Source organism: Candidatus Endolissoclinum faulkneri L5 (assembly GCF_000510265.1).
In the GTDB taxonomy this organism is placed as follows: domain Bacteria; phylum Pseudomonadota; class Alphaproteobacteria; order Thalassobaculales; family Thalassobaculaceae; genus Thalassobaculum; species Thalassobaculum faulkneri_A.
Window position 1 is genome coordinate 447,200 of the sequence record NZ_CP006745.1, and the last position, 20,829, is coordinate 468,028.

Genomic DNA, 20,829 nt, shown 5'->3' on the forward strand with positions numbered 1-20,829 from the left:
AACGATTGTCAATGCTCACTTTGCAGTCGGCTATCGGTAGTGAATGGCGATTATTCTTTTGCGCTTTTTCCGGCATAGATCAAGCATTATACAACAATAACTTCAAACTTAGGGAGATATGGGGAATGAAGAAGAGTGTACTAGGTTCAACAGCTTTTGTTGCTGCTGGTCTAATCGCTGCACCTTCCGCTATCGCAGCTGAAAAACTGCATATTGGAGTTAGCGGTTACATGGAGCAATGGCTTGGTTACACTACAGTTGAAGATAATGATTTCAGCCGTGATGTTGACGGTTTTGACGTTAAATCCGATTCTGAAATTCACTTCGAGGGTTCTACAACTCTTGATAACGGGATTAACTTAGGTGTAAACGTTCAGCTTGAAGCTAATACAGATAAGAACGATCAGATAGATGAGTCTTACTTGTTTATGAAAGGATCCTTTGGTGAGATCAACTTAGGATCCGTAAATTCAGCGATGCATAACATGCATTTCGCTCCAAGTGATTTTGGTATAGGTATCAATTCTGGTGATCAAGCTGAGTGGTCTGGTTTTTCTGGTAGCGAAATTGATCAACCGCAGTATTCGCGTAGCGTTTTAAATTCGACATACATTGATCCTAATCTTGCACACGATTCAGAAAAATTGACGTATTATACTCCACGTTTTGCAGGCATCCAACTTGGCGCCTCTTATTCCCCCGATAATTTACATGACAGCAATTCTGCAGTGAATCGTGATCTTGATAGCAGTGACATGGTCGCATTCGGCGCTAATTACACCGGTGATTTTTCTGGTATGTCAATGGGCGTCTCAATGGGATATGGTACTTTTTTAGAATCAGGATTTAAGCATGACAAACCGAAAAGTTATAACGCAGGCATTACTCTTGGCATGCGCGGTATAGGTATTGGCGCCTCTTGGGCAGAGGCTAATAATTCGTTTGCTGATGGTTCCGCCTACAACCTGGGAGTTTCCTATGAGACCGGTCCTTTAGGTGTGAGTTTAACTTATTTTAACGGCGTGCTTGATAAAAGCGTCTCTCAAAACACAATACATCTATCTGGTAAGTACGCCCTTGCTCCAGGAATTGACGCGAAAGCCACACTAGGTCATGCAAATTTCGAAGAATATCACAATGAGGAGATCGATGCTACTTACTTGGTAACTGGCATTCGCGTATCGTTCTAGATTGATTACACAATACTGAATTAGGTAGCTTACTCTTGAGTAACTACCTAATTCTTCTACAAGGTATTTATTGACAAAAATTGCTGCTTTGTAAATCTACTGAAATATAGTGTTATGTTAAAATACGTAAGCGCTTGCGTTATATTGCAAAGCAATATGTTAATTTTTTGATATTATAATTAAATTCTACTAAAAATTATCTTGTTTACTGACATAACTTAGTCGATTACAGCAATAAATAATCTATTATTTTTCTTTTGTACCTAAAATCGTAACGCTTTTGTTTATATAAAACACTATAACAGTGCAGTTTGTAATTTAGCATTTTCAATTTTTACTATTAAGTGTGAATTATAATAATTAAGATGTCAGGGTATTATTTTATAATAATAAATTTGTATATTACACATAAATCATTTGCTTATTTATTTTTATAAATAAATCTACTATAAATTGAATATCATAGTACATTGCAATTAATTAATATGATTCTATCGAATTATAAACTAAAAAGTTTGACTATCATATAAATTAGTGCTCTGAAGATTCTTTAATCTTAAGAATTATTTGATAATATATAGATACAAAATTAGTTTTATATGCTTATCATTTGCAAATTGGGTACATAGTTATTAGAAATATTTTTGACTATATAAAAATAATATCAGGCAGTGTACGTAAGTAGTATTGTTTGTAATAAATTTCTTTTACTAAAGCTAACTAAGTAGTTAGATGTCTTTTTGTGTATAACTTTTGAAGCTATATATAAAATAGCTATCAATTACTTGAGTTAGCAAGAATATTATTAATTATATGTATAATTACAGAAATTAATGAAAATATTTTGCTTTGTAACGTTTGTTATTACATCTGTACTTAATAATTTATTAATTGCCTGGAATCGTCTAATTTTATATCGAAGCTTATTAATTCGTCTAAAAGCATGTTGACTGTAAATACATTATTTCTAATATTAGGTATAAATTGTAAATAATTTATATTAAAAAATGTTAATTAAGACGTAAAACTAAGTATATAACTAAAAATAAATACAAGCAGAGCGAGTACACTTCTACTTACTCGAATTATATTAACTAAATAACCAGGTCTTGGTCCATTATTGATTTTTATAAGATTCAGATTGAATCATTGTGATTATCTGATAATTTGCTTTCGAATTAGTATAAAGTATTGATAGTAGATAAAACCTTTGGCATGAGCTTATAAAACTATAAAAATCTAACTTTAGCCACAATCATCAACTAAACTGCAAAGATGTTTCCTTCCTGATGCATTTGGTGATATGTGATATCAGCCTGATATTACACAAAGCTTCATCTGGAATAAAGCAAATTTTTATTTGGTTATTTGACATTCAGTGAGAGATAAATAACTTATGCGTTCGCTGTTAACTGACGGAGAACGTAGTATAGTATACCTCCGTGCCGATAGTATTTGAGCTCATTTGCAGTATCAATACAGCAGAGTAAGTCGACTGTTCTATTCTCTCCGTTTGTGTAGATAACAGTAAGCGATGCTCGCATTCTTGGAGAAATGATGGATGATATAACGTCAATGTTAAATGTTTCATTACCAGTCAAGCTAAGCGATTTACGATTAATGCCTTCTGGAAATTGTAGTGGCAATACACCCATGCCAATAAGATTAGAACGGTGAATGCGTTCAAAGCTCTCAGCGATAACTGCTTTTATTCCTAACATATAGGTGCCTTTAGCAGCCCAGTCACGAGACGAGCCAGAGCCATACTCTTTGCCTGCTATAATTACCAAGGGAATATTAAGCTTCCCGTATTCTACGGAGGCATCAAAAATTGATGTTTGTTCTCCAGTAGTTATTATTTTCGTAATTCCGCCCGATAAATCTGTAGTTATTTCATTTTGCAGACGGATATTGGCAAATGTACCGCGTACCATAATTTCGTGATTACCTCGACGCGAACCGTAGGAGTTGAAATTGATTGGGGATATTTGATGCGCTAAAAGAAATTTACCGCTTGGTCCGTCCTCATTAATCAAACCGGCTGGCGATATATGATCGGTCGTAACTGAATCACCAAGTATTGCTAGGGCACATGCTCCACTAATGTTTTTGATTACTTTAGGCTTCTTTTGAAAATCAATAAAATAAGGTGGTTTTTTTACGTATGTCGAATCAGCATTCCACTCATATGTTAAGCTGCTAGATACAGGAATGTTTTGCCAATCTTTGTCGCCCTGAAATACATTCTTATAGCGTAAGCGGTACATTTCTGGAGAAATTTGGGATTGAATTATTGAAACGATTTCACGATTCGATGGCCAAATATCGCGTAGATAAACGGGGTTGCCATTTTTGTCTTCCCCAATAGGGTCGTGTTTTAAATCAACCAATAGCGACCCAGTGAGAGCATATGAAACCACTAATGGCGGTGAGGCTAAGTAGCTAGCTTTCACGTAATGATTTATACGTCCTTCGAAGTTACGGTTACCTGATAGCACTGCGCAGACTGTTAGATCGCCAGTTTCTACTGCTGTTCTAATCGTTTCATTAAGTGGCCCAGAGTTCCCTATGCAAGTAGTACAGCCGTACCCAACTAGATTAAAACCTAGCTTATCGAGCGCATCTTGCAGACCTGCAGCTTTTAAATAATCGCTAACGACTTGAGAGCCTGGGGCTAAAGAAGTCTTTACCCACGGCTTCACCATCAAGTTATTCTCGATTGCTTTTTGAGCAACTAGACCGGCAGCGATAAGGACGCTAGGGTTCGAAGTATTAGTGCAGCTCGTGATTGCAGCAATGACGACATCGCCATCATTAAGTTGATAATTTTTATTCTTGACTTTGATCGAGCGTCTAGTATTCGCTTTATTACCGAGAGTAGATCTAAGTGTTGTCTTAAAATTTTCCACTGCTTCGGTTAGTAATATTCGGTCTTGCGGACGCTTAGGGCCAGCTATAGAGGGTAGTACTGTCGATATGTTAAGCTCTATGATATCATTAAACTTGGGGTAATCTGTATTGTTTTCGCGCCACATGCCCTGAGCCTTAGCATAAGCCTCAACTAGCTCTATACGGCTTTCGTCTCTTCCTGTAAAGCGGAGGTAACGTATAGTTTCAGCATCAACTGGAAAAAATCCACAAAAAGCACCGTATTCTGGAGCCATGTTGGCTATAGTTGCTCGGTCGGCTAGTGGTAATTCGTTTAGACCAGATCCGTAAAACTCGACAAACTTGCCGACGACTCCCTTGGCACGGAGCATTTGGGTAATCTTTAGAACAAGATCAGTAGCGGTTGTACCTTCCTGTATTGCACCTGTTAGTTTAAAACCAACTACCTCAGGAACTAGCATCGTTATCGGCTGACCTAGCATGGAAGACTCAGCCTCGATTCCTCCTACACCCCAACCAAGCACCCCTAAGCCGTTAACCATAGTAGTATGGCTATCAGTACCTATAAGAGTATCAGGATAGGCAATGGTCTTATCTCCTTCTTCTTTAGTCCATACTGTTTGTGCTAGATATTCTAAATTTATTTGATGACATATACCAGTCCCTGGAGGCACTATACGAAAATTAGAAAAAGCCTTCTGACTCCATTTTAAAAACTTGTAGCGCTCCTTATTGCGAGTTAATTCTAGTTGGATATTATTATTAAATGCGTCTGAATGACCAAATTCATCTACTATTAATGAATGATCAATAATTAAATCTACTGGTAAGAGTGGATTTATTTTGCTTGGATCATCACCGATTTCATTCATGGCATCGCGCATTGCGGCAAGGTCTACCAGAGCCGGCACTCCCGTAAAATCTTGCATGAGTATACGTGCCGGGCGGTAAGCAATTTCACGAGACGAGTATTTTCTGGTTTTAAACGGCTCTATTAGAGTTAAGATATCTTCATAACTAACGTTGATGCCGTCTTCGTGTCGCAGCAAATTCTCTAATAAAATCTTTAACGAATAGGGTAAGTATTTTACGTCAAGTTTGGTAACATCATAGTAAATATAGCTTTTTTCTGATACATTAAGAACTGACTTAGTTTTAAAGCTATTCAGACTTGCTATCATTGTAGTATCCTGCATTTGGTATTTTTTCTGTACGTATTTTTAATTTAACCTTTGATTCCGACTATTAATCATTTCTCTGAAGGCCATGTACTTTGTCGCTTATCTTGACTCTAGCCAGCTGATATTATACAGGTTATTTTTAATTTTACCAAAGATTGTTATATTGATAATGTAATTTACGGCCAAAAGTTTAATTTCTTTCCTCACCACTAAAATATTATTCGGTATATTAGGATGAATATAAATTTTTTCAGATATGATCCTACTTGTTTTGTGGCATTTACTTTTAGTATTTTAACACGTGAGGTTTGTTCATAATGCCATGAGCTTCTTTGTGGAGAATTATAGGTAGTTATCAATTTTGATTTACCGTATTTCTTAATTTTAATTAATATTTTAAGTGTTTCTTGACATTAGGTTATTTTAATTGATTTTGAGCATAAGTATATGTGTTTGATTTTCATTATTTGATCTAGAGAAGAGTACTTTGGGAGGACATAGCTTTACCAAAATTAAGTGACTTATTTATCCGCTTGGCTGATCTCCCGATCAGAGATCCTAACCTTAGATTAAGATATAATCACAATTAACATACGCACTTAACATTATGTTAAACCAATGAGCATGAATAATCGCTTGTTAGTATTACTTAAATGATTTCATGGTAAGATGGTAAATTTTGGTATATAGTTCTGAAAGACTTACCCGGCGCTAAGGTGTTAAAAAGTTTTGAAGTAATAAATAATTTTCAAACTGAAGATGCAATTTGTCTTTAAGTAAGTAACTATGGTTTTTCTTTATTGTTAAGTTAGCTTATTTTTGTTTCTCATGACTTTTACTAAACTAACATTATGATAGATAATAGGTAAATTAAATTATCTAATCTTCAGTTATAGTCTATTTTGCTTATATAATAATCCGAAGTAGTTAAAGCTATTCTACTTGTCAGCAGTTTATCTTACTAAAGATAAATACTTGATACCAACAAGCTAGATGTCTGCTAATCTTAGTTTGCTGAATGATTAATAGATTTATACTAAAATAATAGGTAAATTTGTTGTACTTAAAACTTGCTTACTATTGCGCACATCGATTATAATGGATATACTGAGGCAAATTAGAGTAGATATTACTTTTTATTGATTAATCAACAAATTTACTGCCCATGCCTATTCTTTAATGTACTTACAGGCCATTACTTTATTGTTATGCTATACTTACTGACTTATTAAGTAATCTGTGAATGCTTGAGATGAGATTAAAAAATTTTTAACTCCTCTCGGAGACATGCCAATTTTTATAATGATTTAATGTTGCTGATTATTAACATACGGAAAAGATAAAATGATATCCGGCATTAGATTAATGCGAAAGTTTTTTAGTTGTTTCGCTAGCCTATCAAGTGATAGCCATGGTAAACTACTAATAAGGTCGATTATTAAAAATATCTATAAGCTGAATGTTCGCATTTTTTCAAGTTTAATTTTTTTTGAAGTGTGATGATCGAAGTTAATGAATAAAAATCCAGATAAAATAGTATATCGTACATACTCAATGAATATTTTGAGATAGGATCGTAAATCTATCTGTAGTACGGGTTAATATAACAAAGCAACTTAGGTATGTTTTATGACGAGTATCTATCTTTGTATATTAGGCTTATTTTTACATGGCAGTAAATCCAATAAAAATTAATTATCCTAAACTGGCACTAAAATTACTTGCAAGAAAATAATATTAATTATCAAACATTAGCTAATTAATAGCTTTCACGTTCCATGCGTTTACGCTTACGGTAGCGACGTACCGCCTCTGCCCGCTCACGTGCCTTTTTCTCAGAAGGCTTTTCATAACTGCGGCGCAGTTTTAGATCTCGGAATATACCCTCGCGCTGCATTTTCTTCTTCAATGCACGCAAAGCTTGATCGACATTATTATCACGAACAGATACTTGCACAGGTTTTGCAAACCTTTCCTTTGGTGTATGAAACATAAACACTGAAAATGATACTTACAGCTGATGAATTAAACGACAATTACAAGCACACAAGTGCTCGAGGATGATTATATCATAAATTCATTCATTTAAGAAAGTATTTTTATATATATTTTCATTAATAATAGCAAAGTATATAAATTTGTAAGAATGATGCGATTAATGTATTTATAGACGAGACATATAACTTAATCAATCATTCTAAATATAAAACCGATTTGCTCTATGATTCGTACTTTTATCTGATTCAAAAATTAATAGAAATAAATTTTATTCTCCCCTAGATTGCAAAATCTGAGCAATTAATGCTAGTTTTATAGAAGTTATGCGAACTTTAACTAACTTATGAAGTTCAGATATTTTTACCTCTTTAATCAATTTGAAATTAGGTCCTTTAAAATTTTTAGTTTCATTTATTGAATTTAGATTAATAGCAAATAAACGACCTGGTTTTAGACGAATGAAGTATTTTGATCAATTTGATTATGATTAAAATTGAAGGAATATCCATTCATTAGTTAAGCTATAATTGTAATGCATATTATAATTTTTAATAAAAGTTCTTAAGTAAAAGTATCGTCTAAGATAAATATTTATATATGTAATGTTACAGAGCAAAAGAATTATTATGATTCAGTTGAATATTAGCTCAAAACAATAGTTCTAATTCGATTTTTAGCGTAGAAAATTTGTTCCTACTATTACAGTGTAGAGATTGTAAGGCGAGTAGATATGAATAATATCTGTATATTGTCGAAATGTTTAACGAGCAGTAATTTTTTCGCATTAAAAAAATTAGCTTAATATACGTTTCTGTAGTACTTTGCTAATAAAATATTCTAAACATCCTAGAGATCTATTAGGTAAAATATGCTCAGTTTAACTTTCATGTTTAGCATTTGCGTTTTTATTGCGCTTAATCTATTTTAAGGTTATTTGATAATATAATTCTAGGAGTGGTTTTAATTTGATGAAAATTAGCTGAGTTTCAATAATATATAAAGTAGATATACAACCATCTTATCAAATTTATGTATTCATATTTCTTAACACGATGGCCAACTTTATCGTAAATGCTGTACTTTTTGGTTTCGATAGATAATACTTTTGCCTAAGCATAGATATGTGCTTTCTTAGATAAGAATTATTTATTGTTGTTGCGTGTATATACTATTTCATTTTATACACCTCAGAAATTACTAATATACACTTCAGAAATTACTAAATATATCAATTATGACTATGAGTTCAAAAAAATGTTCATATTGTTCTTCTAGTATATTGGATTTGTTGCGTATAAACATACTAGAAGCAGCTTTGCCATATATTCCGTACGATGGATGGACACGTAAAAGTTTGATTAAAGGTGCATGCTCCGTTGGTTATGCTGCTGCTGATGTGGATATTGCTTTTCCTTTGGGTGTGCGCGAAGCTGTAATGTGTTGGCTATCACTAATCGATGCGAGCATGGAATCCGATGTGCTGGCCTATGACTTAGTCGAATTAAGAATTCGCGAAAAAGTTGCACTTAGCGTACGACTTAGGCTGGAGAAAACATTACCTTATAAAGAGGTTATGCGTCGTGCTTTATCGTTTATGTGCATACCTAGCAATATGAACATATTAACAAGTAGTTTTTTTAATACAGCGGATAGGATTTGGTTAATTTCTGGTGATACGTCCAATGACTACACTTATTATACTAGGCGTATTTTAGTAGCAGTTGTACTTAGCTCAACCCTAATTTACTGGCTGGACGATAATTCTGATAACCACACAGATACGTGGGCGTTTCTTAATCGTAGTATTGATGATGTGATGGGACTTTCAAAAGTGATAAGTAAGTTAAAAGTATTTGGAAGTTCTTTGCCTAACCGAGGAAGATTTTCACGTGCCTGGCATGCCTGGTACAATAAAATTTCTTGACAAATCATAAAGAATGAAGTTTACAAAGTCATTATGCTGTTTATACTAATATAGCTTATTGATTAACTTTGTTGTCTTACGCGTGTTGAAAGTAATTGTGAAGATATTATTTAGTATAATTTCTTTTAAATTAATCAAGTTAATAAATGCATTAGCCGCTTGGCTTTGAGTGCATTACAAATATTAAAGATTACGGCTTATTATTATCATATGTGGAAAAAGAATAATTTAGACTATTCATTTTTCTTTTATGCTTTTTTTTCAAAAATTGACTATCTGATGGCTTAGCGTTTTTTATTTTAGGTAATCAAAAAATGGTTTTTGTATATAATTTCGAAGTAATTAATCGAAGTGTACGCATTTAAAATGTTATTGATTTTGAATCGTTATCTCGTAAACTAGTTAGCAATATATTCCGTGTTAAATGACTAGATGATGGTTATTTGCGCACCGTTCATCTATAGTTTTTTAAAAAAGTTATTTTTTGCAAAGAGTCTGAGAATTAAATGTGTTTATTAGTTAAGTGCTATGCTGCTCGTCTAAATTTTTCTTTGTATAACCATTTCCAATTAAGATTTTGTATAACCATTTCCAATTAAGATTTTGTATAACCATTTCCAATTAAGATGAATGATTATAGGATGAGCATCATAAGGATAGTAAATTTCATAAAGAAACTTACGAAGTAAGTTATGTTCTAGAAATCAATATTCTATAGATAAAAAACTAGTTATAAGTAACTTATATTAGAAGAATGATCTGGTTTTTTTGATGTAGCCTCGTTTTATTTTGCGTGCTTTGAACAGTGTACAATCTATATATCCATTTGATGGACTTTAGTAAAAATTCGTCTCGCCTATTGACTATAAGACCTCAATTTAGTTGATCGTTCTTCGTTCGCTAGACATAATAAATTCTTGTGATAAAGTTTTTATACTATAACTTCGCTTATTCAAACGCTTATGGACAGATTTGTTGAGTACAAAAATCTTGCAAGCTGGATTGTAGTATAAAGGTTCTTTCAGACTGTAAATAAAAATTTAATGAGGGAATTGATTTTCCGGTATAATCTTTCTAACTGGAGCTGTTGGCGCAGGTATCTCCCATTTTAATAAAACTACAGCGCCGCTAACGATTGTTAGCACCAGCAAGAAGAGTAGGAATATAGCAAAACGCATTTCTAAATACCAATTATTTTTATTAACAATACAGCTCCCAAGCATAATACTAAAATACATACCTTTTATTAAGTAGTTTATTTCTATGCATTTAGGTAAATACTGAAGTAGCTATGTTGAGAGTTTTATGTCATGGGCAAGGATTTCTCAGATATTGCCTTTCTTAAAAAGAGAAAAGAAATCATTAATAAATTGCATTATTTTTAATAAAAAATCCTGCTAACAAATTTTTACTCAATAAAGGTGACGATCACTAACAAAACAGGGATATATTCTATATATATACTACAATCGGTAAGTTGCTTACCTGAAAATTATATTGTTCTTATTAACTTATATTGTATTTAGAATTTTCATATAAATGTTAGTCTTCAAGTAGACAGTTAAAGGAGATTGTTATTGATAATGTATTGTGAGTTATTGATAATGTATTTTGATATAGATCTAGCCGTTGCTTTACATTCAGCTTAAGGTGTTGCGTCTGTTAACAACATAAATCGTTCGCTAACTTATTATTTGTTATTATACAAGCATTTATTGTTATTATACAAGCATTTATATTCTTATTTAATTAAGATTCTATTTCAAAGATAATTATTCACAGAATGCATTATTACTCTTGAATGATTTAATTAAATAATGCGGTTTCGCAAAATAAGTTTTAGATTATCCACTGAGGCTTATTAAAACTTTTCTGAAAGAAAGCGATTAATTGACTATCTGAGACTGAAATATGATCTGATTTTTACTTAGAACTTGGCATAAATTTTGCTAGCATATAAAAATATGATGGTTGTTAAGCGGTTAAATTGAGTATATCCTTATCATAGCTTGTAAACTAAGCTTGATCTTATATGTATGAAATTAAATTGCTCCTAAACTAACACTATGATCACTTTTAAGTGATTGTTTTAATGGAGGATCCAAAAGAATACCCTAGCAGTTTTAAACCAAAAGGGTATTTTAGTAAAAATTGGTCAAGTAGTCAATATATTAAAACTTTGTTGTAATCCACTCTCTTGACTACTGGTCTAATTCGCTCCAAGCCTTATCCATGAATTTATATTCAATCATCGATACAGACATAGAAATTCCGATCACTATCTGTACAATAGCTTTCCTAATATTGCTGTCTGGTTTTTTTTCTGGATCAGAGACCGCTCTTACGACTGCGAGCAAGGCAAGGCTCAGTCAACTTGCTCGCAAAGGTAGCAGCCGGGCTGCAACAGTAATTGATCTCAAGGATAAGAGTGATAGTCTAATTGGGGCTATACTAATTGGAAACAACATCGCCAATATTTTGGCATCTGCACTAGCAACTAGTACTATGGTAGCTCTTGTCGGAGAAAGTGGTGTTCTCATCGCTAGTATTGCTATGACAGTTTTTGCAGTTATTTTTTCTGAGATGCTACCCAAGACATATGCTATTAATAATCCAGATAAGATGGCACTTTTTGTCGGACCTTTAGTAAGCTCATTAGTTTTCGTTCTTACCCCCTTTACCTGGGTAACTAGAATAATTGTAGAAGGTATGCTAAAATTATTTGGTATTTCACCATTTTCTAGTAGATTAGCTCATGACGATCGTGAGGAGGAACTACGCGGATTAATCGAGATGCATGATGATGGAGGAGAAGATTTTAATCACGAGCGAGCTATGTTACGCAGCATTTTAGATCTAGCTGATGTTGAGGTTGAAGAAATTATGACTCATCGTAGTGCAGTATGTATGATTAATGCAGAAGCTCCTGTCGATAAACTTTTTGCTGAAGTGCTGAAAAGTTCTTTTACTCGCTTGCCGCTGTATCGTGCGGATCAGGATAGTATTGTAGGTGTACTACACGTCAATGATTTACTACGACTAGCAAGCTGTAACACAAAAGAAATGATACCAGAAAATTTTGACGTTATGACAATTGCTGCTAATCCTTGGGTTATACTAAATAATACTACCTTGCTTGATCAGCTTCAAGCATTTCGCACAAGAGGTGAACATTTTGCTGTAGTTGTCGATAAGCACGGTAGCTTTATGGGTGTAGTTACTCTAGAGGATATTCTGGAGGAGATTGTTGGCGATATTCTGGATGAAAAAGATAGGGATGTTCTTGGCGTTTGTCCACAAGCTGATGGTTCATATATTGTCCAAGGGTCGATGACGATTCGTGATTTGAATCGTGAGTTTAACTGGAACCTGCCTTACGGAGAAGCCTCCACTGTTGCTGGGATCGTTTTATATGAATCTCGGAAAATTCCAGAAGTTGGTCAGAAATTTTCCTTTCATGGTTTCTGCTTTTTGGTTTTACGACGGCATCGTAATCAAATTACACTTTTGCGTATGACGCCTATTCATCCCTAGGTTAGATTAATTTTTTAATGCTTTAGGTATCTCCTTCAATTTTTTACAAAGCAGTTAATATCTAAATGTACAAGACCTTTGAATTAAGTATAACTAATTATGGCATTATAAGCATCATCTACAAAATGTAATATTGTATAAATTATAATAATTGAATTTTTCGCTAATTGCTGCTTATTTTGTCAATTGTTATTGAAGAGAGCTATTAAGCTATAATAAATTACTGAACAAATGTCTGCAATCATTTGACCATCACCAAATAATTTATTTTTGGTTTCGTTTGGAGCGCGTATAATTGGTTTAATGTTTAACAGGTTTTGAATTTATTCTTTTATCAATTATGCACTCAAAAGGGTTTTTAAGTTAGATTACTCGTATGCATATACTGTTTTGTATGCACCTAAATATAGCTACGAGTAGCTATATAGGAAAAGTTATTGAATTGGATCGCTTGTATAGATTTTTAATATTCAACATCTAAAAATCTTAGTATTGGGATTAATCAAAAACTATTTATTAGTGTAATTTAGACAAATGTTTAGGTAATTATTTGGATTTTATTGCCGATAATGATGATTTTAGAGTAATAGATTATCTTTTGTAACTATTTTGCTTCCCTAGCAGTGGACGATGAGAACTTACAAATTACGGATTTTCTTATTGGTTGTCTATATACGCTATTGTTAGGTATTAAGATATATTGAATAACCTTATATGGGCTGATATTATAATTTTTATAAAATTCAGCCGTTAGCAGCTTGAATATTAATGGTGAGTGTCATCAATTTGTTAGATCGATAAATGGTCTTTGTTTGCGATTTTTGCTTCTATTTTAGATATACCGTTAAGTTTTTTTTAAATTGTAAATTTTCCATATGCTCAAAATATTAAGGAGATGTTTTTTATTTTTGGCCACTTGGTTGCTCCATATTATAGAATTGTTTGTAGTTAGGCTTAATATGAATAATTTAAAAGTACTTAAGTGCTAATTAAAACGATAATAGAATTATTATCTTACGTTCGTCGATGCTGTTAGTTACAATAAGTCAGCATTAAAATTCAATATTAATTCAAGCACATCTTTCCGTGTTTAATGTTCTCTTTTAGAGAAATACTTTTGCTTTAAAAATGCTAAATTGTATTTAGCTAATCTTGGACCATAGTCATTTAATTTAGGATATAAATGTTGAATATTCAGAGACATTCATGGTTATCATCTAGATAATTTACTATATCATCTAGATAATTTACTAATCTACAAATATTAAATTGTTATATTATTTGATATTTTAGCTTGTCGATACGGTAAATTTAGCTCAAGATTTTTCGCTTAACCTCATTGGAGGTTGAATTCTGTTTAACAAGGCTAGTAAAGTTCTTTGTTTTACTGCTAAATTTGCTATTCTTGGTAATTCTAGTGTTATAAAATAATATGCGACAAATTATAAGCTGTTTTCTGCACAATCATTCCCTAATGCAGTTTAGCGAATGATTGCTAAGTACAAACCTGCGGTATGTACTAAAATATTTTAAAACTGAATACTGGGTAATCATCTAATGTATTTATTGTGCTCACACGAAATGATGCGAAGTATAAGGTTCAATGATTGTTTTTTATACCAAAGATTAGGCACATGAACTATTCCGGATGTGAGATTAAATAAAAAATATTAACTTTTTACTAACGCAATTGCATAAAATAAAGAAAATTTCTTGAACGAAAAATCCTTGCATATGCTCTATTCTTTGCTAAGAATCACTAATTTAGCTATTTATATTCAAAACGATAATTTTTAGGTAGTTATGGTGATTACAGCTTATCCAATTGTTAATAATTTAATTATTGACAAAATTAATATGCGTAAGCAAATTTTTCGTCTCCTTGAGAGGCTGTCGGCTGAGGCGATGGGTGCAGGTCATAAGCTAGTTATCAATCTTTTTGAAGCACTCTCACCCTGTTCAGGCATGGTAGTATCTGGGTATTGGCCAATGCGCTACGAGATCAATTTGCTGCCGTGTTTGAATGCGCTATGCTCTTACGGTTGTCGAACTGCTTTGCCTGTTATACTTCCAGATGAACATGTATTGATCTTCCGTGCTTGGGCACCAGGCGATCAATTGGTTAAAGGCTTATATGGTACTTTGGAGCCGAGCCATGAGGCGGAGGTAGTTTACCCTACTTTGCTGCTGGTACCTCTAGTGGCCTTTGATCGATCGGGCAATCGTCTTGGTTATGGTGGAGGCTATTATGATAAAACACTAGTCAGCTTGCGTGAGTGGCTTACTATCCAGGCTATTGGCGTAGCCTATGCAGTTCAAGAGGTTGACTGTGTTCCTGTAGGCGCTCATGATGTTATGCTTAACGGCTTCTTAACCGAAAACGGTTTTATTGAAATTTCGGAGTAAGATCTTGCGTGTATTGTTTTTAGGTGACATTGTTGGGCGGGTTGGGCGAGAAGCAGTAATTCATCATTTGCCTAATTTAATAAAATTTCTCAAAATTGATTTCGTTGTAGCTAATGGTGAAAATTCTGCGCATGGATTCGGAATTACTAGCAAAATTTGCAATGAGCTTTATGATTCTGGAGTAGACGTTATTACCACAGGCAATCACGTATGGGATCAGCGTGAGATTATCAATTTTATTGTAGATGATGATCGATTAGTGCGTCCAATCAACTTTCCTCGGGGCACACCCGGCAAAGGAGCAGTTGTTAGAGAAAGTTGCGATGGGCATAGAGTTCTGGTGATTAATGTTATGTGCAGGCTTTTTATGGAGCCTCTTGATGATCCATTTATTGCTGTGGAGAAGGCGATTGATGGGATCTCTTTGGGAGGAGAATTAGATTTTATTTTGATTGATGTGCATGGTGAGGCGACAAGTGAAAAAATGGCTTTCGGACATGCTTTCGACGGCCGAGTTTCTTTGGTAGTCGGCACTCACACACACGTACCAACAGCTGACTTAATGGTTTTAGCTAACGGAACAGCCTACCAGAGTGACGTAGGTATGTGCGGTGATTATGATAGCGTGATAGGGATGAAAAAAGAATATCCAATCAAACGTTTCATTACAAAACTTCCTACTCCGCGATTAGAAGCTGCCGAAGGCGAAGCTACTATTTGTGGTATTTTGGTTGTCACAGATGATCGTAGTGGCTTGGCTATTAGTGCTGAACCGTTGCGTGTCGGAGGTTTGCTTACAGAGATAATGCCACTTAGATCTTAATCTTTTACTGTATTTTACTTCTAAATTTAAAAACAACCTTAGTAATTATAAAACGATAATAATAATATATTAAAACAGATTAATTAAAAAAATATTGTATGGTATAAACAGCGTGCTCTATGCTTTCCTAACTAGGAAAAGCTGCAGATTTGTTGTATGAAATATTAATAGAGTAATATTAAGTATAGAATCTTGCTTGTTGTCTGCTTATTTTTTATTAAGTATCGGTTGTTGTTGCAGACATGGAGGTAAATGGAAAATCTGAAAATGGCTGGTCATTCTCAATTTAAGAACATTATGTATCGCAAAGGAGCGCAAGATAAAAAGCGTGGCAAGATTTTTGCTCGTCTTGCATGCGATATTCAGGCCGCAATTAAAGCTGGTAGCGATGATCCATGTTCAAATCCAGCTCTTCGTAGCGCTATTATGTCAGCTCGCAGAGAAAATATGCCTAAGGAGAATATTGAGCGCGCTATTAGAAATGGTTTTTGTGGTGGTGACAATGTAAGCTGGCAGAATGTTTGCTATGAGGGCTATGGACCAGGTGGCGTAGCTCTGATTATTGATGCATTGACTGATAATCGTAATCGTACTGCTTCAGAAATGCGTGCTGCTTTTAGCAAATTTGGCGGTAAATTAGGTGAAACTAATTCGGTTTCTTTTATGTTTAATCGAGTTGGTCGGATTGTGTATCCTGCGGATATCGGTAGCGCTAACGATGTGCTAGAAGCAGCGATTAACGCTGGTGCGGAAAATACCGAGAGCTCGCAAGTTTCGCACGAGATCGCTTGTCATGTTGAAGAATTTAATATAGTGCTTGAACTTTTACAATCTACATTCGGCAAACCTCAGTCAGCAGGGCTAGCATGGAAACCATTAAACAAATTGGCTGTGGATGATGAACATGTTGTTGCTCTAATTAAATTGTGGAAGCTTTTGAAAAGCAACAATCATGTACAGCAACTTGCCGCAAACTTTGACACTACTTTAATTGTATAATTTTTATTGTTTCGGAATATCGAATGCGATCTTAGATACTAAGAATTAATCAAATAATTTTTACCTTTTATTTAGTGACCCTTTTTAGGAGTTAAGTTTATTTATAGTTGTTTTATTCTGGCGTTATATCCAAAACTAAGCTTTTAGCGCTATTTGCTAGTACTTAATGATAATTTTTTATTTTAAACTCGAAAAGTTAATTCTTACTGAAAGGTAAATATTTTTATTATCCATAAGGAGAGAGAACTTTCGATGTTCCTAACCCCTATAATCGATCTTTATATGTTTGAAGATTTTTACCCGATTATAGTAATCTCTTAATTTTATTATTACTCGTATTACAGTAATATTTCTTTATAAGAAATATGATCAAAACAAAATGCAGTTTCGCGATAAGTTTTTGAAGATATTAATGTAATCTTATCTACTGCTGTATTATTTATTTAGCTAGTGCTATAGTAAGAAATATCTCTTAATTAGTAGTAATTAATTTTGCTTTATTTCTTATTAAGCTTTAAAAAAAAATAATGTTTAACTAAAAATTATTAAAATAACTTCATTAGGCTTATCGCTAATCAAGATTAAGCAATCTCTAAACTAGAAATTGCAGATTACACAACTAATTCATTGAATTTTTATTCTGCTGATCGATCCACTACATAAGTTATATAATTTAATATTTGTATATCTAAAAATACATTAGTATAGAAGTATTTTTACTTATGTTTTGCGACGGTAATTTTATTGATAATGTTTGGCGTTTTCAATTTCATATTTAGACTTACTCTTAAAATAAGAAAGATTATTTAGCGACAAGAGCGTGAACTGTCTGCATTCTACCATGTTGCAAATAATTAAGATTTAATGTGCTTGTTTATAGCAAGCTCTAAGATTATTGTAATAAAAGGTATTTTGATAAAATTGTTAGTTTTAATTGTTTTCTTAGCGCAGCGGAAAGTTGTTATTGTTTGCATAGGCTAATAAGTATGTTTTGCTTTATGTTCTTTATATGCAGTGCATTTGATCAACTTTGAATAATTATTTTTAATTAAATGCTTAGCTATCAATAGTAAAACAGAGAATGTAATGTTGCTTTTATATTACAGTATTGCTATTAATGAGAAATAAATATTTAATTATCATTACAGATAGTTTTGAATGTTTAAAAATTTTTAATTACATTGAGCAGCAATTTCTTTAAGAATATTTTATATTTTAAGCGTATACGATCAGTTTATTATAAAAGATAATTTTGTTTTATTATAACTTGACAATTAAGTTAACTATAGTTTGGTGTGCTAGCACTGCTATATGAAAATGATCGCAAAAGCGATTGCTGCAATTTATAATTTTTAGATACTTTCCACGGTAAAGAAAATTTAAGATCGTATGATAAAAATAAATTATTTAGCTAATATTTGACATGAATATTAATTACGCAACTTATAAAAACAATTAAGCCGTCCAATTTTTGCTTGGTGCTTTCATAGTCTGAGTAACTATGGAAATACCGACCAAATTTTATTATTGGAATGCTATTTTATAGAAAAGTAATCTTGGTAAATATTACTAAAGACGAAAGAAATGCATAAAATTATATATTTTTAGAAAAATTCTATTTAATTTTTAACAAAAATCTATGCTGCATTAATCTAGATTAATTCAATATTTTTTATCATGTATTACTTACAAAAATAATCGTTTATTTTAAGCAACACTTTGCTGTGAAATATTCCAGCACTAATTTCCCTACTAACATATATTATGCTATTAGCTAAAATATAAAAGTTTTATGTAAATTTTTTGATTTTCAGTTAACTAACAGCGGCACAAGTGAACTTTAATCAATGTCAGTCTAAAAATCGTTTAGATTGTTTAATAGGAATGCGATAAATATACAATCTTCAATAAATATAATTTGAGATTATGGCGAATGGCTTGATAGCAGATAAATTGTGATACATGTCAACATCGATTCTGTTATCTTTAATACATTAGCATGAACTGTTTAGTGCTTTTTAGTTGGCCACAGAGATCATAATGTTTACGCAAAAATAATAGGATAAAAGATTATTAGGATAAAAGATTATCAATTATTTATTAGGGGATTATTGGCTATTCTACAGCAATCAGCTTAATTAGTCCAAAATTTATATTGGCGCTGGTAGTGTTAATATTTATAATTAAAAAAAATTATAGATATCCAACTATGATCTGCGTAAAGGGGGGCGCAGAGACGATGTCTGAATCATTCCGATTTTCTGTCCGTGTATATTACGAAGACACTGATGCAAGTGGAGTAGTGTATCATGCAACTTATTTGCATTATGCAGAACGTGCACGTACGGAGTTTTTGCGCACTAAGGGGATCGAACAACGCGTAATGCGGAAAGTAGAGAACTTTGCCTTTATGGTTCGCCGTTGTACAGTTGATTATCGTGCTCCAGCGCTTTTAGATGATGCACTTGAAGTACTTACTCGTTTTACATTTGCACGCGGTGCTGTTTTGAAAGTAGTGCAAGAAGTGATTAGACGTGGAGAAAGCAAACCGCTTGTGGTGATAGATCTAGTTATTGCTGGAGTAAACGAACGAGGAAGACCAGTGCGGTTGCCTCAAAAAATATGCGATATGGTTATTAGAGCTAATCAGTCTAAGGAATTATGAAGAGATGTTTAGTTTAAGAAAATTAAAAATAATTGCTAAATTGATTGCAAACAAACTATTATTTGTAAGATGTTGAAGTTAGTATTCTGACTTGTGAGTATTATGCTTTAAATATAAAATTTAATTTTCTTGTTTAGTTGTATTAGGTATAAGCTGCTAGCTGAAAAATTCTATTCTACGTCTATTCTATTAGTCAGATTGATTTAAATTAATATTTTTAGCAATATAATAAAACATAACAACCAAATGATTATTTTGATTGTTATGTTTTGATCGGCTATTTATAGCATTAACAAATCAGACGCTGCATTTTATTAATTTAAAATCATCTTTAGTTACTTATCATGCAAGAATAAGATTCTAATGCTTTGTTCTAAGTTATTAGCTTTTATTATTTAAAAGTTCAGTAAAAATTGCTTATTGCAACTGGCTTAGCCTTTAAGCTATTTTTATTTGATTATAGCTAACAAGATAATATTCAAATAGAGAAATCCTCTAAAAGTGTTATTTTTTCTTTGATTGCTTAAAAATAAAAATAGTACGCTAAACTATATATTCAAATCTTGATTTATTTATAGATACGTTGAACTATAAGAGCTGAGAATCATAATTAATAGATGAAACGAAAAAAAGATTTTGTACCGAAGAATAGGTATATTAGTGGTTTAACGACCAAGCTTAGCTATGAAATAGCGTATTTAAGAACAATAGCGCACTTGCTTGTAAGTTTTATAGATATTTTACAAATCACTGTATTATTATGTGTTTACTGCAATAAACCTATACTTTTTTGATCATAACTTTAAAAAGAATAGTTGAGATTATTGTAATATATTTTGCTTTTAAACTTGTTTTAATTGTAGGTATAACAGTGCTATAATCTTCTTATTGAAAATATTTTTTCTTCCTAATCGGAGTTAATGGATGACTTCATGAAGATCTTCTGCTACTTGTTGAACCTTTAAGATTAAATAATAAAGCTTTTTGACTAATTAGCTGTTTTACTTAAGTAGCTGTAAGCGCTAATGAATTAATCATTACCGCCTCCTTTCTTCATAAGTCTCCTGCGATCAGATTATCAGCAACAGTACTTAATAAGTTTAATCATTTTAAAACTTTATTCTCATCGTCATTAAAATAACAATTTTAGTATCTGTCATTTTGACGGATACTGCTTGATGAATGATATAGTACTAATTTTCGTAGTTTGGGGATTAGTA

General features: G+C 32.6%; 10 protein-coding genes. 7 read left to right on the top strand and 3 right to left on the bottom strand.

The features are described 5' to 3' along the window. Positions 1–11 precede the first annotated feature (11 nt). The gene (locus P856_RS01380; protein WP_227028682.1) at positions 12–1,190 is read left to right on the top strand and encodes a porin; all 1,179 of its coding nucleotides are present in this window, start codon (positions 12–14) and stop codon (positions 1,188–1,190) included. 1,394 nt (positions 1,191–2,584) lie between these two features. Here P856_RS01380 and acnA read toward each other — a convergent pair. Together acnA and rpsU are read right to left on the bottom strand one after the other, a co-directional pair. Then, positions 2,585–5,275 (bottom strand): aconitate hydratase AcnA, encoded by a 2,691-nt coding sequence (gene acnA / locus P856_RS01385; protein ID WP_275450438.1) that lies wholly within the window; start codon positions 5,273–5,275, stop codon positions 2,585–2,587. A 1,744-nt stretch (positions 5,276–7,019) separates the two neighbouring features. Then, entirely contained in the window at positions 7,020–7,217 is a 198-nt protein-coding gene (gene rpsU, locus P856_RS01390) for a 30S ribosomal protein S21 (RefSeq protein ID WP_025300390.1), read from the bottom strand. Positions 7,218–8,492: 1,275 nt separating this feature from the next. Between rpsU and P856_RS01395 the strand changes: the two genes are divergently transcribed. Then, a complete protein-coding gene (locus P856_RS01395) occupies positions 8,493–9,182 on the top strand; it encodes a COQ9 family protein (protein ID WP_227028683.1) in 690 nt (229 codons plus the stop codon). 1,040 nt (positions 9,183–10,222) lie between these two features. On the opposite strand, the gene P856_RS01400 is transcribed toward P856_RS01395, so the two are convergent. After that, a complete protein-coding gene (locus P856_RS01400; RefSeq protein ID WP_144079718.1) occupies positions 10,223–10,405 on the bottom strand; it encodes a hypothetical protein in 183 nt (60 codons plus the stop codon). A gap of 1,009 nt (positions 10,406–11,414) precedes the next feature. Here P856_RS01400 and P856_RS01405 point away from each other — a divergent pair. The 5 genes from P856_RS01405 to P856_RS01425 all read left to right on the top strand — a co-directional run bounded on the left by P856_RS01405 (position 11,415) and on the right by P856_RS01425 (position 19,609). After that, a complete protein-coding gene (locus tag P856_RS01405; RefSeq protein WP_044214841.1) occupies positions 11,415–12,716 on the top strand; it encodes an HlyC/CorC family transporter in 1,302 nt (433 codons plus the stop codon). 1,803 nt (positions 12,717–14,519) lie between these two features. Continuing rightward, positions 14,520–15,122 (top strand): 5-formyltetrahydrofolate cyclo-ligase, encoded by a 603-nt coding sequence (locus tag P856_RS01410; protein ID WP_025300393.1) that lies wholly within the window; start codon positions 14,520–14,522, stop codon positions 15,120–15,122. Between the two features lie 4 nt (positions 15,123–15,126). Next, the gene (locus P856_RS01415; RefSeq protein WP_025300394.1) at positions 15,127–15,945 is read left to right on the top strand and encodes a TIGR00282 family metallophosphoesterase; all 819 of its coding nucleotides are present in this window, start codon (positions 15,127–15,129) and stop codon (positions 15,943–15,945) included. A 267-nt stretch (positions 15,946–16,212) separates the two neighbouring features. After that, positions 16,213–16,944, top strand: a complete 732-nt coding sequence (locus P856_RS01420) for a YebC/PmpR family DNA-binding transcriptional regulator (protein ID WP_025300395.1) — start codon at positions 16,213–16,215, stop codon at positions 16,942–16,944. 2,239 nt (positions 16,945–19,183) lie between these two features. Further along, positions 19,184–19,609, top strand: coding sequence for a YbgC/FadM family acyl-CoA thioesterase (locus P856_RS01425; RefSeq protein ID WP_052323020.1), 426 nt, complete (start codon positions 19,184–19,186; stop codon positions 19,607–19,609). The last annotated feature ends 1,220 nt before the right edge of the window (positions 19,610–20,829 follow it).